Here is a 14,706-nt window from a genome sequence, read left to right as displayed (position 1 = left end):
GGTTTCACCCCTTCGGCGGTAAGCATTCATGGCCATTCAGCGGCCAATCCGTTCAAGCCGTCCGCTTTCACCCGGGCGGATGGTTCCTTTGCCGGTTTTCCGGGCCGTCGACCGCCCATCGCCCATCGCCCATCGCCCATCGCCCATCGCCCATCGCCCATCGCCCTCTATCAGCTCGCGCAAAATGCTTGTGTTCGCCTTTCCTAGGTTAAAATCTCCGGCTGGTCCTAAATTAGCACGAGATATTTAGTTTCTAACAATGAAAAAATGAAAGACGGGTGTTCCGTAATGACGACACTTGCCGCTGTGCATGTCACCAATCCCCATCAATTCAAAAGGCGAACTGATTTATGAGTCCAATATCCACATCCCTAGCAGCCGCACTGCTGGCGACCACTCTTTTTGCCACCGCCACCGCAGAACCCTTGCCGGGAGAATACCCGTTGAAGAAGCCCGCTTGGAAGCGGGAGGGGAACGAGCAGGCATTCACGGACTACAAGAAGACCATCCTCGATCTCATGGCGCTCCCTCCGGAGAAAGTCACCGCGCATCCTGCTGCGACGGACTTTCCCGGCGTGCCGGCTGCGGACTCCAAAAAGATCACCCGGGAAGTTCCTATGGATACGAAGATTCCGCGCTGGCACAGCACCGGTCTCTATGCCGCTCCCGGCACCATCGTCACGGTGGAAGTTCCGCCGGACGCCGCGAACGCGAAATTGGGTGTTAGGATCGGCTGCCATCAGGACAAGCTGTGGTCGGAGAAAATCAAATCCTGGACCCGCGTGCCGGAAATCAGCCGCCTCTTCCCGGTGACGGAAAAAAGCACCCCGGTGGCAAACGCATTCGGAGGTTTGATCTACATCGTCGTGCCGCCCGATTGCAAACTCGGTGAAATCAAGGTGACCGTTCGCGACGCGATACCCGCTCCCTTGTTCGTGGCGGGAAAGACCGACCCGGTGGCGTGGAAAAAAGAGATCCGTGATTTTCCGGGACCTTGGGCGGAACTGGCGGGCAAGAACCTCGTGATTTCCCTGCCATCGGAAAACATCCGCAAGCTGGATGATCCTGCGGCGGTGATCGCTTTCTGGGACAAGGTGGTCGCGGCGGAAGATGATCTGGCGGGCACCACGGCCAACCGGACCAGTCCCGAGCGCTTCGTCCTGGATCGCCAGATTTCGGCGGGCTACATGCATTCCGGCTATCCGATCATGGCGTGGCTGGATCAAGCGCCCAAGGTGGCGAACATGGATGAGTTGAAAAAAGGGAGCTGGGGATTTTTCCATGAACTCGGCCACAACCATCAGAACAAGATGTGGACTCCGGAAGGCACCGGGGAAGTGACCTGCAACATCTTCTCGATGTATTGCTTCGAAAAAGTCTGCGGCCTGCCACGCCGGGGACACGGTGCGATGAACGATGCGAGCCGGGAAAAGCAACTGCGGGAATTCTACTCAAACCCGGAACTCGCGTGGACCAGCAACCCGTTCCTCGCGCTTAATTTCTATGATCAGTTAGTCGAGGGATTCGGGTGGGACACGTTCAAGAAGGTTTTTCTAGTGTATAGGGACATGCCGGAGAAAGACCGCCCGAAGACCAATCCCGAAAGGCTTGATGAATGGTTGATCCATTTCTCGAAGGCCACCGGTAAAGATCTGGGACCGTTTTTCGTGAGCTGGCGCATCCCGGTTTCAGAGGCCGCCCTGAAGAAGGCGCAAGGACCGCCCGTTTGGATGCCGGAAACCGATTATCCCAAGCGCTATCAAACCCCTTGAATCGCTTCACCACGAACATGCATCTCAAACACCGGATTGTTTTTGCCCTCGCCTGCGCTACCTCTATCTCCGGTCTGGCGGCACAGGAACCTCCGCAACGGAAACCTAACATAATTGTCATCTATGCCGATGATCTCGGTTTTGGCGATGTAAGCTGCTACGGAGCCATCGCGCTCAAAACTCCCCACGTGGACGGCCTGGCAGCATCCGGCATTCGTTTCACGGATGCCTATGCCACTTCGGCGACCTGCACTCCATCGCGCTACTCGCTGATGACGGGGGAATATGCCTTCCGCAAAAAAGGCACGGGCGTCCTTCCGGGTGAAGCGGATCTCATCATCGCTCCCGGGCGGGCAACGCTGCCTTCGATGCTCAGGGATGCCGGCTACCAGACGGGAATCGTCGGCAAATGGCATCTCGGCTTGGGAGCAGGTGGCAAGATCGACTGGAATGGAGAGATCAAGCCCGGGCCGCTGGAAGTCGGGTTTGACCGGTCTTTCATCATGGCCGCCACCGGCGACCGGGTGCCGTGCGTTTATATCGATGATCACCGGATCGCCGGACTGGTTGCGGACGACCCGATTGCCGTTAGCTACCAGCAGCCATTCCCTAACGAAGCGACGGGTATCAAGGACCGGGCGACATTGAAAATGGATTGGAGCGCGGGCCATAACAACGCGGTCCATGATGGGATCGGTCGCGTCGGTTTCATGCGGGGTGGGAAGGCCGCCTTGTGGAAGGACGAGGACATGGCGGATGAATTTACCAGGCATGCACTGGAGTTCATCGAGGGTGCCGGGAAGAAGCCTTTCTTTCTTTATTTCGCGACGCACGGCATTCACGTGCCCCATGTTCCTAACCAACGGTTCGTCGGCAAGTCGGGGCTGGGTCCTCGCGGAGACGCGATCCTGGAGTTCGACGACTGTGTCGGAAAAATCATGGCGAAGCTCGGCGAACTGGATCTAACCAAGGATACGCTGGTGATCCTCACCAGCGACAACGGACCGGTCCTCGACGATGGCTACAAGGATGACTCGAACGAGAAACTCAGCGATCACAAACCGGCGGGTCCATTGCGCGGCGGCAAATATTCCCTGTTTGAAGGAGGCACGCGGGTGCCGTTCATCGTCAATTGGCCGGGGCGCGTGCGTCCTGGAACGAGCGCTTGATCGCGCTGGCGGACTTCCTCCGGCATCCAAGTCCATGGATTTACGCCCTTTTGGGTAAACACGGCGATCCCGATCACGCCGACGTTGCGGGTGTCGCCATGGCGGAGATTGGCGTAGGAATTCGCCACGCTAGAAAATTTGAAAGCCGCGACGCTGTCATTGCTGGTGCGGAAACCGTCGATTTCCAAGGTGGTGCCGGGGTTTACGAGGTAGCCGCGTTTGGAAAATGAGGCGGTCTTGCCGTCGAAGACGTCGAGTCCATCGACGCTGGCGACGATCTCCAGCGTGTTTTTCGAACGGTTGTGAATGGCGATGGTGTAGGTGCCGTTCGATTCTCCCGCGACGAGACGGCGTCCGTAGGATGTCCCCTTCAGAAATTGGTTGTAGCCTTCTGGGTAGCCGTTTTTGTGGGTTTCCTTGTAGGTTTCAAAGAATCCGAGTTGTCCCTTGACTCCCCACTCCACCAGCCCACCGGCGGCGGTTTGCATGCCTTCCACACGCCTCACGCTGGCGGCCATGGCCTTGATGCCCTTGCTGTCGTTGTAATAGATTACGTCGGTTCCGGCAGGTTTCGATGAAGCGCGGACAAAGGATTGGCCGGAGATGGGAGAGGCTTTTTCATGGCCCCAACCGGTGGCGAGTCCGGGGCGACTCTCCTCGGCATGGGGTGCCGCCCGCTCTGGGTTGTTCAGGATGGCGTCGATGCTGTTGCGATCGATGGCTTGATCGCCCGAACGGAGTCCGTTGTCAGCGCCTTTGGTGAATTGACTGGCTGCGGGAGGGACGTTGTTCTGGGTAGCGCAGGAAAAAAGTCCCGTGGCGGCAAGGATGCCTGCGAGCAGGCGGAGGAGATCGCGTTTCATAGTGCTGGAAAAACAGCATTTACCGGAGCGGGTGTCAATGGATTAAATGCATGAAAAACAGCATTTGTGTTGCAGTTTTTCCAGCATCCTGGAAACTGCGTCCATGAAGCGATTGGAAGACGGCCAGATTTCGCGGCGCGAGCGGCAGGTGATGGATATCCTGTTCCGCCTGGGCAAGGCGACGGCCGAGGAGGTGATGAACGAACTTCCCGATCCCCCCGGCTATTCCGCGGTGCGTGCCTTGTTGGTGACCTTGGAAGGGAAGGGGCTGGTCAAGCACGGGAAGGACTCGAGGCGCTACGTCTATCAGCCGACCGTGCCGGAGAAAAAGGCCAAGCGCTCCGCATTGAAGCAGCTCATCGCGACGTTTTTCGATGGCAGTCCTGAGAAGCTCGTGGCTTCCTTGTTGGATCCTCAGGATCAGAAACTGACCAGCGAGGAGATCGACCGCATCCGCAAGCTGATCGATGAAAAATGAGCGGCTGAACTCCCGGTATTCCAACCTTTGAAAAACTTCCGATGATCGCCATCCTCCTGTTTTCCGCAATCGCCGCGCTGCTGGTGTTTCTAGCAGGTCGTGGCGATCATGCCCGTGATCCCCGGCTTACGGTGCTGGCCTTGATCTTGCTGGTGGTTTTTCCCTTCTCGGTTTTTCTTCCCAAGGCGGCGGTCCTGCCTGTTCCTGCGATGGAGCAGGCGAGTTCGGCGTTTCCTTGGCTGAATGTGATTCTAGGGTTTTGGATGATGGGATTTGTTGTGGCGACCATCCGTCTCGGGCTCGCCGCGAGGGGGATTTCTATCTGGCGGAAACAATCTACAAAGGTCGCGGAAATTGGTGGAGTGGAAATCCGGCAGTTGGACGGATTGAAAAGCCCGGTCGCTGCCGGAGTGATCCGGCCGGGAATCTTCGTGCCTGTGGATTGGGAAAATTGGTCGGATGAGGCGCGGCAAATGGTGCTCGAGCATGAGCTGGCCCATCATCGCAGGCGGGATCCGTTATGGCGCTGGATTGCTGAAATCGCCTGCGCGGTTCATGCTTACAACCCGCTGGTACTTTGGATTTCCCGCCGGCTGACGATGCAGTGCGAGTATGCGTGCGATGCGATGGTGCTCAAAAACGGAGCCTTGCCCGCCGACTACGCCCGCTTGCTGTGCGAGTTTGCCGAAGAAAGTGCTCCGGTGGGTCCGGCGTTGGCCATGGCGGTGGCCTCGTCGTTGGAATCCCGCGTGCGGCGGCTGATGAAGCCACGGGAAAAGGCTGGAAATGCGGCGCTCGTCGTTCTCATCGCCCTGACTCTGGCATTCGCGGGAACGCTGGCCACGTTTGGTCCGGCGTTGGGCGGAGATGAACCGGTATCCGCCGCCGAAGTGGAACAGCGATGGTCGGCCGACCCGTTTCCCGGTGAGAGATAGCCCGCCTCAGGCGTGACCTTCCTCAGCGTCCATTACGTCGAAAAACGTCTGAATGTCATCGCGGCCGCTCAAGCCGGCTTCGGCTTTCGCTTTTTCAAATCCCGTGGTCGCCGGATCGCGCCAACCGCGCTTCGTTAGGAATGCGTTCCAGACTTCGATCTGTTCCGCAGTGGGCTTGCTGCCGAGCGCGAAGCACCATTCGAGGATTTCCTCGTCGCTGCCACCTTCCAGTGTTCGGGTGCTGAACGCATCGAAATCCACACTGAGAAATTTGCACAACCGGTCGTCGAAAGTCCGGTTGCCGGGAACAATTCCGACGTGATAGCCCTCCGGAAGTTTTCCCTCCGCGTTCAATCGGATTTTATCCAGGACGCGGGCGAAGACGACGATGCCGCCGGTAAGCTGGCGCGGGCTGCGGATGGGAAAGCTCATGGTGAAAAATGGTGGAATGGTTAAGTTCGCTGAAGGTCGGCGGCCAAGCTAACAATCGATCAGTCGGGCTGGCAACCTCGATTCTTCGTGGGGATTTTCAAAAAGCTTGAAATGATTGAATCGTTCGTTTGACATTATTGTTTCGTCCGCTTGATTCGCTTCCACCTATGCGCGAAATGACCATTCCCGAGTCCGGATCGAAGCGGAAATTGCTGGATGCCGCCGAACAGTTGTTTGCCGAAAAAGGCTTCGAAGCTGTTTCCGTTCGGGACGTCACCCAACTCGCAAAAACCAACGTGGCGGCAGTCAATTACCACTTCGGCAGCCGCGATGGATTACTGGCTCTTGTGATGATGCGCTACATGATTCCTGTCACCGAAGAGCGCATCGCCCGGTTGGATTCGGCCGAGCGGAAATGGTCCGGAAAGCCAGTGCCTCTGGAGGAAATCATTGACGCGCTGGTGCGTCCGTTAGTGGGCCAGGTGAGAAAATCCGAGTTATCCGAACGATTGTTTTACAAGCTGACAGGCCGCATTTTCGCCGAGCAGGGAAATGGTCTTCCGCCGCAGATCGAAGACCAGTTACGGCAGATATCCGATCGTTTCACACGAGCGTTTGCAAAGGCGCTCCCTACCGTGCCACCCGAAGATTTGGCCTGGCGAATCCATTTCGTCATCGGCGGGATGATTCACATGCTGACCCATCAGGACATTCTTCAGCGACTCAGCGCTGGTGTTTCCGGAGCGCCCACGATGGAGGCCACTTTGGGCCGCTTCATTCGCTTCGCCGCTGTCGGTCTGCGCGAGGGCACGATGACCGAAGAACCCGTGAAAAAAGGCCCGCAGGCGACGTTTGATTTCTGAGGATCGGGATTTGGAGTTTTTCCGATTTCGGAGTGTTCAAACCGCGCGGCCCGCCTAGGTTCCTGGCCCCATGTCCGCCAAGATTCGTTTCACCTCCGCCACCGCCACCGGGCTTGTTCTTGCCAAAGTCGGCCACCCGCAACGCGACGAGCCGCTGCAGACGTCGAAGGAAGTTTTCAAAGTCGGTGATGATGACCAGGAAACCCTCGCCGCCATTTTCCTCAAGCCGTTCAAAAATCTAACCGCCCACCGCTTCAGCCATCACGCGTCGCTCGACCAGCACGAGATGAACGCCTACGCCGCTGCGATCTTCGCGGCCGATGACGGGCTGTTGGAAAAAGGCTGCGAAATCGCCAAGCGCCTTTACGCCAAGTCGAACCATCCCAACATCAAGTCCGGCGATCTCTGCATCTCGCTCATCAAGGACATCGACATCGACGGCCAGCTCACCCAAGGCCTCTGCATCCTCAAGTCCGAGAGCGTCGTCCCGTTCCTCAGTATTTCCACCCGCGATGGTGACCTCGAACTCCACACCGAGCAGGGGATCAATCCGGAGAAGATCGACAAAGGCTGCCTCATCCTCAACCACCTTTCCACCAAGGGTTACTACGTCCTGACCTTTGACCGCACCGGCTCCGATTCGCGTTTCTGGGTCCGCGATTTCCTCGGAGTCGTCCCCATCACCGACAGCCCGTTTCTGACGAACAAATACGCGAGCATGGCCGTGGCGTTCATGGAAAAGGAGAAGAAGGACAAGCCCGCTGCCGATGACGACACCCCACCGTGGGACACGTCCAATGCAGCACGCGATGCGATCACCTACTTCGAGGAGAAGGAGAGTTTCAGTCTTCAGGAATTCGAGGAGGAAGTCCTCAAAACCCCGGAAGCCAAGGCAAAATTTGCCGAGCACCGCAGCATGATCGAGCAGGAGCAGGGTCACAAACTCGAAGACTCCTTCGAAATTTCCAAGAAGGACGTCTCCAAGGCGAAAAAGAAAATCCGCACCTCGATGAAACTCGATACCGGCGTGGAAATCCGCCTCAAGCCCGCACTCGCCGCCAAGCCCGAACAGATTCTCGAACACGGCTTCGACGAATCCCGCAAGATGAAGTTCATCAAGATCTTCTTCAACGAGGATCTTGCGGATTGATCTCCGGTTCTCGCTAACGGTAAGCGGTTTCTGGCAGATTATTCACGCTATCAGATTTATTCGCAGGTTATTCACAAAAAATAAGGTGCTTCCCACCCGGGAAGCACCTCTGTTTTTGCACCTGCAATCTGTTAAAGTGCGATGGCAATCATGACGAGGTGAACCGTCCTGTCAATGGATAGACTAACGAATTTTATCCCCAATTCGGGGGGATGGCGCGGAGATCGCGAAATTTTTGCAGGGGACGTGGTGGAAACCATTACAAGGATTCCCAAATCGTGCCGTGCTGGACAGGAGCGCGGTCAGCTTCCAAAGTCTTCGTGATGTCCGACGGTCCGTCACCGCTTCGAAACCCGTTGTTCCGGGCCTTATGGCTTGGCAGCATCGTTTCAAACATCGGGACGACCATGAACGACACGGCGGCGGTGTGGACGATGACCACGCTAACCGGCTCGGCGACGATGGTTTCACTGATGCAGGCGATGTCGAGCCTGCCGCTGTTTCTCTTCGCCCTGCCTGCCGGCGCCATGGCGGATCTGGTCAACCGGCGCAGACTGATCCTGTTCGCGCAGACCGGAGCACTGCTGACGGCGCTCGGCATGGCGGTGCTGGTGTGGCTCGGAATGTTGAACCAGTCATTGCTTTTGCTCGCGACCTTTCAACTTGGCGTGGCTGCGGCATTCACCACTCCGGCGTGGCAGGCATTGATCCCGGAAGTCGTTGGCAGACAACAACTCGGCCCCGCCATCGCCCTGAGCGGTGTCGGCTATAACATTGCCCGCTCGCTGGGACCGATCGCCGGCGGCTTGTTGTTAGCCTCGCTGGGACCCGCCCCGGTTTTCGCAATCAACGCCCTGTCGTTCGTCGCCGTCATCATCGTGATGAGCACCGGGACTTATGTTGCCACGCCGCGCAGCGCGCAACGGGAGCAAATGCTCGGCGCGATGGCTGCGGCAATCCGTTATGTCCGGCATGCCTCGGCGATGCGATCGGTGTTGGCGCGTGGCGGAGTGCATATTTTCGCGGCGGTGGCTCCGGTGGTGTTGCTACCAATCATCGTGCATTCGCGAAATTGGAACGCATCGGATTTCGGAATTATGATGGGCTGTTATGGAGTGGGTGCGATTTGCACGGCTCTGTTGGTTTTGCCCAAGCTGAGAGCGCGGTTCTCATTCGATCAAGTGCTTTTGGGCGCAAGCCTTGTGTCCGCGGCGGCGACGGCGCTGGTGGCCATTGTGCCGGGACGGATTCCATTGGGAATGGTTCTCCTCGTCGCAGGTGGAGCTTGGTTGGCAGGTCTCAACACCTTCAGCGTCGCTTCGCAAAGTGTATTTCCTAACTGGGTCCGCGCCCGCAGCTCTGCGATCTATCTGGTGGTGATGCAGGGTTCCTCGGCGCTGGGGGCCATCGTATGGGGGCAGGTCACCAGTCATTTCAACGCACCCGTCGCACTGACCGTGGCCGCAGTTGGATTGGTTTTCAGCGCGATCCTGAGCCGCTTGCTGCCGATCAGCCACGTGGAAAACCTTGACCTCAGCCCGTCGAACCACTGGCACGGCCACGCGCTCGCCAACGAGCCGGCGCCGGACGACGGACCGATCCTGATCACCATCGAGTATCACATCGATCCCGCCGAAGCGGTCGCGTTTCGAGCGGCCATGTTTCACCTCCGTGAAACCCGGTTGCGCGACGGAGCCTTCCGCTGTTCGGTCTTTGTTGATCTCAATGATGCGACGCTCTATCGAGAAACGTTTCTAGTCGGTTCCTGGGCCGAGCATTTGCGGCAACACGACCGCGCGACCGTGGAAGATCAGCGGGTGGAACTGGCGGTGCAGGCGTTTCACCGGTTGCCTGAGCCGCCGGTCGTGCGTCATCTGCTGATGACGAACTTGCGGGAAAAGCGGGTCTGAGCGGACGATCCGCCTCGACCTTTGGCGGAAGCGTGGTATCGAAGAGTTACCCATCATGGATCAAAAACCGGAAGAAATCCTCGACGCGAAAGCCGCAAGGCTCGCCATGCAAAACGTCCCGCCGCCGGACATGCCGAAAGCCAAAGCGGTTCCGGAATCTCCATTGGACCGCATTCCCAAAACGAGTCCGCCGCCACCTCCCGTCAGGGACATCGGGGTCAAGGTGAAGATCCGGACTGGTGACGAGCCGGACGAGGAGGAAATTCAGGCGGGTGGATTGGCACCGTTCAACACCCGCGTCACCGCGATGGCCATTGATGCAGTGGTTGGTATTGGCGTGATCATCGGGCTGAATTCCATACTGCCTGATTTCGCCCACAAACTCTCCTGGTTGGTGGCCTTGGCCTATATCGTCACCCGCGATTCGTTGCCATTCCTCGGCGGACAAAGCGTCGGGAAAAAGGCGATGAACCTCCGGGCCGTGACATTGGATGGCAAGCCTCTGACCGGAAATTGGGAGGTGTCGCTGATCCGCAACGGTATTTTGCTCATCCCGCCCTTACAGCTGCTTGAGCTGTGGATTCTGCTGACCCGCGAGGAAAAACCCGAACGCGGCCTGCGTCTGGGGGACGAATGGGCGAAGACCAAGGTGATCGTCGAGGAGAAGCCGGCGGTCTCGGAGTCCGATGAGTAGCGACTCCGAGGTTAGCGCATCGGGCGATTTGCAGGCTTTCCAACCGCTCCGGATCTTGTCAGCTTCCCGCCATGGAGAGTCACGAAGTATTGAAACGAGCATTGCGCAAGACCACCCCGAAGGCCGTGGCCTCCGAACTCGGTGTTTCGCTTTCCCTCGTTTACAAGTGGGCCGAGAAGCCAAGCGACTTCGGTTCCGGGAGTAAAAATCCCTTGGACCGCCTGCTTCAGATCATCGAGCTGAGTGGCGACAATGGCATCGTCGATTGGCTTTGCCGCCAGCAAGGCGGGCACTTCGTCAAGGACCCCGACGTCTCCGGCCACCAGACGGAACACATCCTGCCTGCGACTCAGGAAATCATCGGTCAGTTCTCGGATCTCCTCAACGAAATCTCCGATGCCGCCGACGACCACTCCGTTTGCGAACAGGAAGCAGTGAAAATCCGCCAGGTCTGGGACAAGTTGAAAAGTTATGCGGAAGGCTTCGTCCGCGCCTGTGAAAAAGGAGATTACAAGAACATGCCGAAGCTCCCGCCGAACGTTCGTTAGATTTTACTTTCCGAAGGAGTTCAAGCTTCAGAGGCTGTCGGGAAACTGAATTTCGGAAATACTTTTGAGAATTACGAACCCTCACTCACAAAAAATAGTGGGTGCAGGTTCTTCAATTATTGATTCCTCCTTCAAAAGTAGCTGCCAGACACTAATCCGGACGCCGCTAACTGTTATTTAAAGCCGGTCACAAATTGTTTTTAAAACGCATTTTAGTTTCCCGACAGCCTCTAAAGTTTGGACTCCTTGCCGAGAACCAGACCCGCAGCCTGTTGGTTCGCGCCAACCGCGCTGACGACAGCCATCTGGCATAGTCCGGCTTTCAACGCCTCGACCGCAGCAACGACCTGAAGCGCGGAGGAAACTCCCATCCCTTCGCCTAACACCGCGCGGGGCGACCAGCGCGGGCCGCTCCAGTCCGCCCATGCGATGCTTTCCGGCAGATCATGGCGTTTCACCCCGGTGCGGCCGTCGATCAGCAGCATATTTCCGTCATCACTGGCAGCGAGCTGCGAGCGGATTTTTTGCGCGGCTTGCAAGCGGCTGTTAGCACTGAGGGAAACAGGATCGGGAAGCCGCAACAATTTCACCGGAGCTTCCGCCGATTCCAGATAGATCGCGGCGGCTCCTTCCGACGGCATGTAACCGCGCGAATAAAGACACAGACCTTCCGCGCTCAACCAGTCGATCTCTTCCGCGGATATCACCACGCAGCCGTCCACGTCTCCACGCTCGATCCACTCGACTGCCAGATCGATTCCGCTGAAAAATCCCGTGCTGTCGCCGATCAGCGTGTCGTTGGGTGATTCGCTCCCGATCATCGCGGAAAGATGGCTCGAAGGCGCGTTGAAGACGGTTTCCGGAAACAGGATCGGACTCGCCATCGCCGGATCCGCCAGCGCTTCGCCGAAGAAGCGGTTCGAGTAATTCACGCAGCCGTTGGTGACGGTGAAAATCACGCCTACGCGCAGTGTCCCAGCCGCGATTTCCGCAAGCCGCACCTCTCCCAGCGCCTCGGCCATGGCGGCGGCGGCGAATTTCGAAATCGGACTGGTCCGCCGCAGCCGGGCAAACTTCGGTGTAGTTGCTCCCGCTTCCGGAACTCGCAGGACTGGTGTCCGGACCGTCGTTTCACCGGACTGGCGTTCCAACACGGAAGGGGAAATCGGTTTGCTGGAACTCACTGCGTCCAGCAACGCGGCAACTCCCCAGCCGGCGGGCGACACGGCACCAGTCCCGGTGATCGCAATACTCACGAGATCCCCTCCTTGCCGAAAATCAAACTCGCGTTCGCTCCGCCGAATCCAAACGAGTTCGTCAAAACCCGCCGCACCACCGCCTCGCGGTGGGCTCTAACGAGATCGAACGTGCAAACAGCATCGGCCTCTCGGACGCCCAGACTGGCGGGCAGGAATTGTGCCTCCAGCGTCATCAGGCTGATCACCGATTCCACCGCGCCCGCGCCGCCTAACAAATGACCGATCGCGGATTTGGTCGAACTCACCTTGATTTTTCCGACAGCATCGCCCGACCAGCGCTGGATCGCGTTTCCCTCCGCGATGTCGTTGAGCGGAGTGCCGGTGCCGTGGGAATTGAGATAGTCGATTTGTTCCGGAGAAATGCCGGCCATGGCGCACGCGGCTTGCATCGTCGCCAGCGCGGTATCGCCTAACGGATTTGGCTGGGTCAGGTGGTGGATGTCCGTCGCCGCGCCGTAACCGAGGATTTCCGCGATCACCCGAGCACCACGAGCTTTGGCCGAGGCAGCGGATTCCACGACGACGAATCCCGCGCCCTCGCCCAAGGCCAGCCCGTCCCGCGCCGCATCGAAAGGGCGGGGAATGCCGGAGGGGCTGAGCGCTTGCAGCGCATCGAATCCACAAAAAACCAATTGGCACAGCGCATCGTAGCCACCCGCCAGCACCCGCTCCGCCCGGCCCGAGCGGACGAGGTGGAACGCATGGCCGATGGCGTTGGCTCCCGAGGCGCAGGCGTTCGAAATAATCCGCATCGGCCCTGTGACTCCGAGTTCGCGGGCCATGTCGGTCATTTGCCGCTGCGCCTGATACATTTCCACCCGCCGGAGTTGGAGCGAGCGGCCGCAGGTCGTGGAAACGGCCTGTTTGTAGTAATCCTCGCCGATCGGCATGGCGGCCGCGGAGGTGCCGATCATCATTGGCATTTCACCACCTGATAGTCCTGCTTCGGCCATCGCCTCACGCGCCGCCCACCAGGCGAGGCGTGATCCACGGTCCATCCGCGACCAGGTCTTGCGGGAAATCCCAAGATCCGGTGCGTCAGCCGGCAAATCCACCTGTCCCGCCGTGCCGACCCGTTGGCGCGAAACATCGAACAGCGTCACCGGCGAGAAAGCCGTCCGCCCCGCGCGGAAGCCCGCCAGATTTTCCGTCCAACCGAGGCCCATCGGCGAGATGATGCCCGTTCCCGTCACCACCACCGGGCGTGGACGTGAGGGCGGGGGAGCATCGGAAAAATAAGCCACGAGAAATCGGGAGCAGTTAAGGCTCGTCAGACAGGGTCGGAGGTAGCTAGGCACGCACACGCACCTTGTCAAATGCCGTATCTCCGCTGGTTAGAAACCTCCCGCCGCTTTTCCGACCGTCCCGCGATCTTCGACGGGGACGAGATCGTGACGTTTGCGGACCTTGCGGCTGCCGTGAAGCGGACTCCGCTGGCTACATCACCGGTCATCGCCCGCACGGGAGGCATCGGATTTTTCGTGGAAATCCTACGGGCTTGGCGGGACGGGCAAGCGGTCATTCCGGTTGAGCGCGATGCCGCGGAGCCCGCTCTCCATGGCTCTCCGCCGCCGGGGACATGCTTGGTGAAATACACACCCGGTGCCAGCGGCATCCCGCGCGGGATTTTTCTCAACGCCATCCAAGTCACCGCCGATGGCGACCGCATTGTCTCCGCAATGGGACTCAGCGTCGGCACACCGAATCTCGCCGTCATCTCGCTGGCGCATTCCTATGGATTTTCCAATGTCGTCCTGCCGTTGATTTTGCATGGCGTGCCGGTTCATCTGGCAGCCGTTCCGTTTCCGCGGGCCATCGAAGAGATTTTCAAATGCCATCCATCGCTCGTCGTCCCCGCCGTGCCCTCGATGTGGCGGGCGTGGCATCGCTCGGGAATTCTCAAGGACGCGCCCATCGCTCTCGCCATTTCCGCGGGAGCTCCGCTGGCCCTCGCGCTTGAGGCCGATGTGCTCGCGGCATCGGGCCTGAAAATCCGCAACTTCTACGGAGCGAGCGAATGCGGCGGCATCTCCTTCGATACCTCGGATCGCCTCCGCGAAACCGCCGATGACGTGGGCACATCGTTGCCCGGTGTCGATGTCAGCCTCACTGCGGAAGGCCGGATCATGGTTCGCAGTGACAGTGTCGCCATGGGTTATGATGCGCCGCGTCCGGAGGATATGTTAGGAAATGGCGGCTATCTCACGCGCGATCTTGGTTTCATCAATGGAGGAGGGAAAATCCATCTCACCGGCACGCTCGGCGGAGCAATCAATGTCGCCGGCCGCAAGGTCAGTCCGGCGAAGGTCGAAGCGGCCATCACCGCCACCGGTCTTGTTAGGTCGATCCATGTCCACGGCATTTCCAGCAACGACCCCGAGCGCTTCGAGGAAATCGCCGCTGAGGTTGAGCTGCTGGATGGTGTCACGCTCGACGCGCTGAAATCCGCAGCTTCGACCAATCTCCAGTCCTGGGAACTCCCGCGGCATTGGAAGGTCTTCCGCACGTAGTTTAACCCTTTAGTGCAATGCCTTTAAGGATTCAACCAGCTGTCTAACAGAGCGTTTTGCACTGGTACTTTTAAAACAGATGTTTTGATTGGGTGGGTGTCTGACCCATCCATCTCCCACCTG

At 58.6% G+C, this 14,706-nt stretch carries 14 protein-coding genes; 10 read left to right on the top strand and 4 right to left on the bottom strand.

Features of this window, described 5'->3' with window-relative positions; all coding sequences use genetic code 11:
* The first annotated feature begins 350 nt into the window (after window positions 1-350).
* Both ABIQ96_RS21235 and ABIQ96_RS21230 read left to right on the top strand, forming a co-directional pair.
* Window positions 351-1,772 (top strand): M60 family metallopeptidase, encoded by a 1,422-nt coding sequence (locus tag ABIQ96_RS21235; RefSeq protein ID WP_348216648.1) that lies wholly within the window; start codon window positions 351-353, stop codon window positions 1,770-1,772.
* Window positions 1,769-2,941: a sulfatase-like hydrolase/transferase gene (locus ABIQ96_RS21230; RefSeq protein WP_348216647.1), complete on the top strand. Its 1,173-nt coding sequence runs from the start codon at window positions 1,769-1,771 to the stop codon at window positions 2,939-2,941. The genes ABIQ96_RS21235 and ABIQ96_RS21230 overlap by 4 nt, the downstream gene beginning before the upstream one ends.
* On the opposite strand, the gene ABIQ96_RS21225 is transcribed toward ABIQ96_RS21230, so the two are convergent.
* Window positions 2,827-3,804, bottom strand: a complete 978-nt coding sequence (locus ABIQ96_RS21225) for a hypothetical protein (protein ID WP_348216646.1) — start codon at window positions 3,802-3,804, stop codon at window positions 2,827-2,829. The genes ABIQ96_RS21230 and ABIQ96_RS21225 overlap by 115 nt on opposite strands.
* Before the next feature lie 103 nt (window positions 3,805-3,907).
* On the opposite strand from ABIQ96_RS21225, the gene ABIQ96_RS21220 reads away from it, so the two are divergent.
* Complete coding sequence (locus tag ABIQ96_RS21220; protein WP_348216645.1) at window positions 3,908-4,282, top strand: BlaI/MecI/CopY family transcriptional regulator; 375 nt, start codon at window positions 3,908-3,910, stop codon at window positions 4,280-4,282.
* Between the two features lie 41 nt (window positions 4,283-4,323).
* A complete protein-coding gene (locus tag ABIQ96_RS21215) occupies window positions 4,324-5,217 on the top strand; it encodes a M56 family metallopeptidase (RefSeq protein WP_348216644.1) in 894 nt (297 codons plus the stop codon).
* Between the two features lie 6 nt (window positions 5,218-5,223).
* Here the strand turns inward: ABIQ96_RS21215 and ABIQ96_RS21210 are convergent, their stop codons facing one another.
* Window positions 5,224-5,649 carry a DUF5069 domain-containing protein gene (locus ABIQ96_RS21210; protein WP_348216643.1) on the bottom strand — a complete coding sequence of 142 codons (426 nt, stop codon included), beginning with the start codon at window positions 5,647-5,649 and terminating at the stop codon, window positions 5,224-5,226.
* A 167-nt stretch (window positions 5,650-5,816) separates the two neighbouring features.
* Here ABIQ96_RS21210 and ABIQ96_RS21205 point away from each other — a divergent pair, with 167 nt between their 5' ends.
* The 5 genes from ABIQ96_RS21205 to ABIQ96_RS21185 all read left to right on the top strand — a co-directional run bounded on the left by ABIQ96_RS21205 (window position 5,817) and on the right by ABIQ96_RS21185 (window position 10,814).
* Window positions 5,817-6,512 (top strand): TetR family transcriptional regulator, encoded by a 696-nt coding sequence (locus ABIQ96_RS21205; protein WP_348216642.1) that lies wholly within the window; start codon window positions 5,817-5,819, stop codon window positions 6,510-6,512.
* A gap of 70 nt (window positions 6,513-6,582) precedes the next feature.
* Window positions 6,583-7,662: a nucleoid-associated protein gene (locus tag ABIQ96_RS21200; RefSeq protein ID WP_348216641.1), complete on the top strand. Its 1,080-nt coding sequence runs from the start codon at window positions 6,583-6,585 to the stop codon at window positions 7,660-7,662.
* A 323-nt stretch (window positions 7,663-7,985) separates the two neighbouring features.
* Complete coding sequence (locus ABIQ96_RS21195; RefSeq protein ID WP_348216640.1) at window positions 7,986-9,572, top strand: MFS transporter; 1,587 nt, start codon at window positions 7,986-7,988, stop codon at window positions 9,570-9,572.
* A 55-nt stretch (window positions 9,573-9,627) separates the two neighbouring features.
* Window positions 9,628-10,266, top strand: coding sequence for an RDD family protein (locus ABIQ96_RS21190; protein ID WP_348216639.1), 639 nt, complete (start codon window positions 9,628-9,630; stop codon window positions 10,264-10,266).
* 71 nt (window positions 10,267-10,337) lie between these two features.
* On the top strand, window positions 10,338-10,814 hold the full coding sequence (locus ABIQ96_RS21185; protein WP_348216638.1) for a phage regulatory CII family protein: 477 nt from the start codon (window positions 10,338-10,340) through the stop codon (window positions 10,812-10,814).
* 230 nt (window positions 10,815-11,044) lie between these two features.
* Here the strand turns inward: ABIQ96_RS21185 and ABIQ96_RS21180 are convergent, their stop codons facing one another.
* A complete protein-coding gene (locus ABIQ96_RS21180) occupies window positions 11,045-12,070 on the bottom strand; it encodes a beta-ketoacyl synthase N-terminal-like domain-containing protein (RefSeq protein WP_348216637.1) in 1,026 nt (341 codons plus the stop codon).
* A complete protein-coding gene (locus ABIQ96_RS21175; RefSeq protein WP_348216636.1) occupies window positions 12,067-13,317 on the bottom strand; it encodes a beta-ketoacyl-[acyl-carrier-protein] synthase family protein in 1,251 nt (416 codons plus the stop codon). Before ABIQ96_RS21175 ends, ABIQ96_RS21180 begins: the two co-directional genes overlap by 4 nt.
* Window positions 13,318-13,389: 72 nt before the next feature.
* Here ABIQ96_RS21175 and ABIQ96_RS21170 point away from each other — a divergent pair, with 72 nt between their 5' ends.
* The gene (locus tag ABIQ96_RS21170) at window positions 13,390-14,583 is read left to right on the top strand and encodes an AMP-binding protein (protein ID WP_348216635.1); all 1,194 of its coding nucleotides are present in this window, start codon (window positions 13,390-13,392) and stop codon (window positions 14,581-14,583) included.
* The last annotated feature ends 123 nt before the right edge of the window (window positions 14,584-14,706 follow it).

The organism is Luteolibacter sp. (genome assembly GCF_039920825.1).
GTDB lineage: Bacteria > Verrucomicrobiota > Verrucomicrobiia > Verrucomicrobiales > Akkermansiaceae > Luteolibacter.
This window is presented reverse-complemented; position numbering and strand designations above follow the sequence as displayed.

Bases quoted from the DNA above. Each gene is read 5' to 3' on its own strand.
- ABIQ96_RS21170 (WP_348216635.1), top strand. From the start codon at position 13,390: ATGCCGTATCTCCGCTGGTTAGAAACCTCCCGCCGCTTTTCCGACCGT.
- ABIQ96_RS21205 (WP_348216642.1), top strand. From the start codon at position 5,817: ATGCGCGAAATGACCATTCCCGAGTCCGGATCGAAGCGGAAATTGCTG.
- ABIQ96_RS21235 (WP_348216648.1), top strand. From the start codon at position 351: ATGAGTCCAATATCCACATCCCTAGCAGCCGCACTGCTGGCGACCACT.
- ABIQ96_RS21210 (WP_348216643.1), bottom strand. From the start codon at position 5,649: ATGAGCTTTCCCATCCGCAGCCCGCGCCAGCTTACCGGCGGCATCGTC.
- ABIQ96_RS21200 (WP_348216641.1), top strand. From the start codon at position 6,583: ATGTCCGCCAAGATTCGTTTCACCTCCGCCACCGCCACCGGGCTTGTT.
- ABIQ96_RS21220 (WP_348216645.1), top strand. From the start codon at position 3,908: ATGAAGCGATTGGAAGACGGCCAGATTTCGCGGCGCGAGCGGCAGGTG.
- ABIQ96_RS21185 (WP_348216638.1), top strand. From the start codon at position 10,338: ATGGAGAGTCACGAAGTATTGAAACGAGCATTGCGCAAGACCACCCCG.
- ABIQ96_RS21195 (WP_348216640.1), top strand. From the start codon at position 7,986: ATGTCCGACGGTCCGTCACCGCTTCGAAACCCGTTGTTCCGGGCCTTA.
- ABIQ96_RS21225 (WP_348216646.1), bottom strand. From the start codon at position 3,804: ATGAAACGCGATCTCCTCCGCCTGCTCGCAGGCATCCTTGCCGCCACG.
- ABIQ96_RS21215 (WP_348216644.1), top strand. From the start codon at position 4,324: ATGATCGCCATCCTCCTGTTTTCCGCAATCGCCGCGCTGCTGGTGTTT.
- ABIQ96_RS21190 (WP_348216639.1), top strand. From the start codon at position 9,628: ATGGATCAAAAACCGGAAGAAATCCTCGACGCGAAAGCCGCAAGGCTC.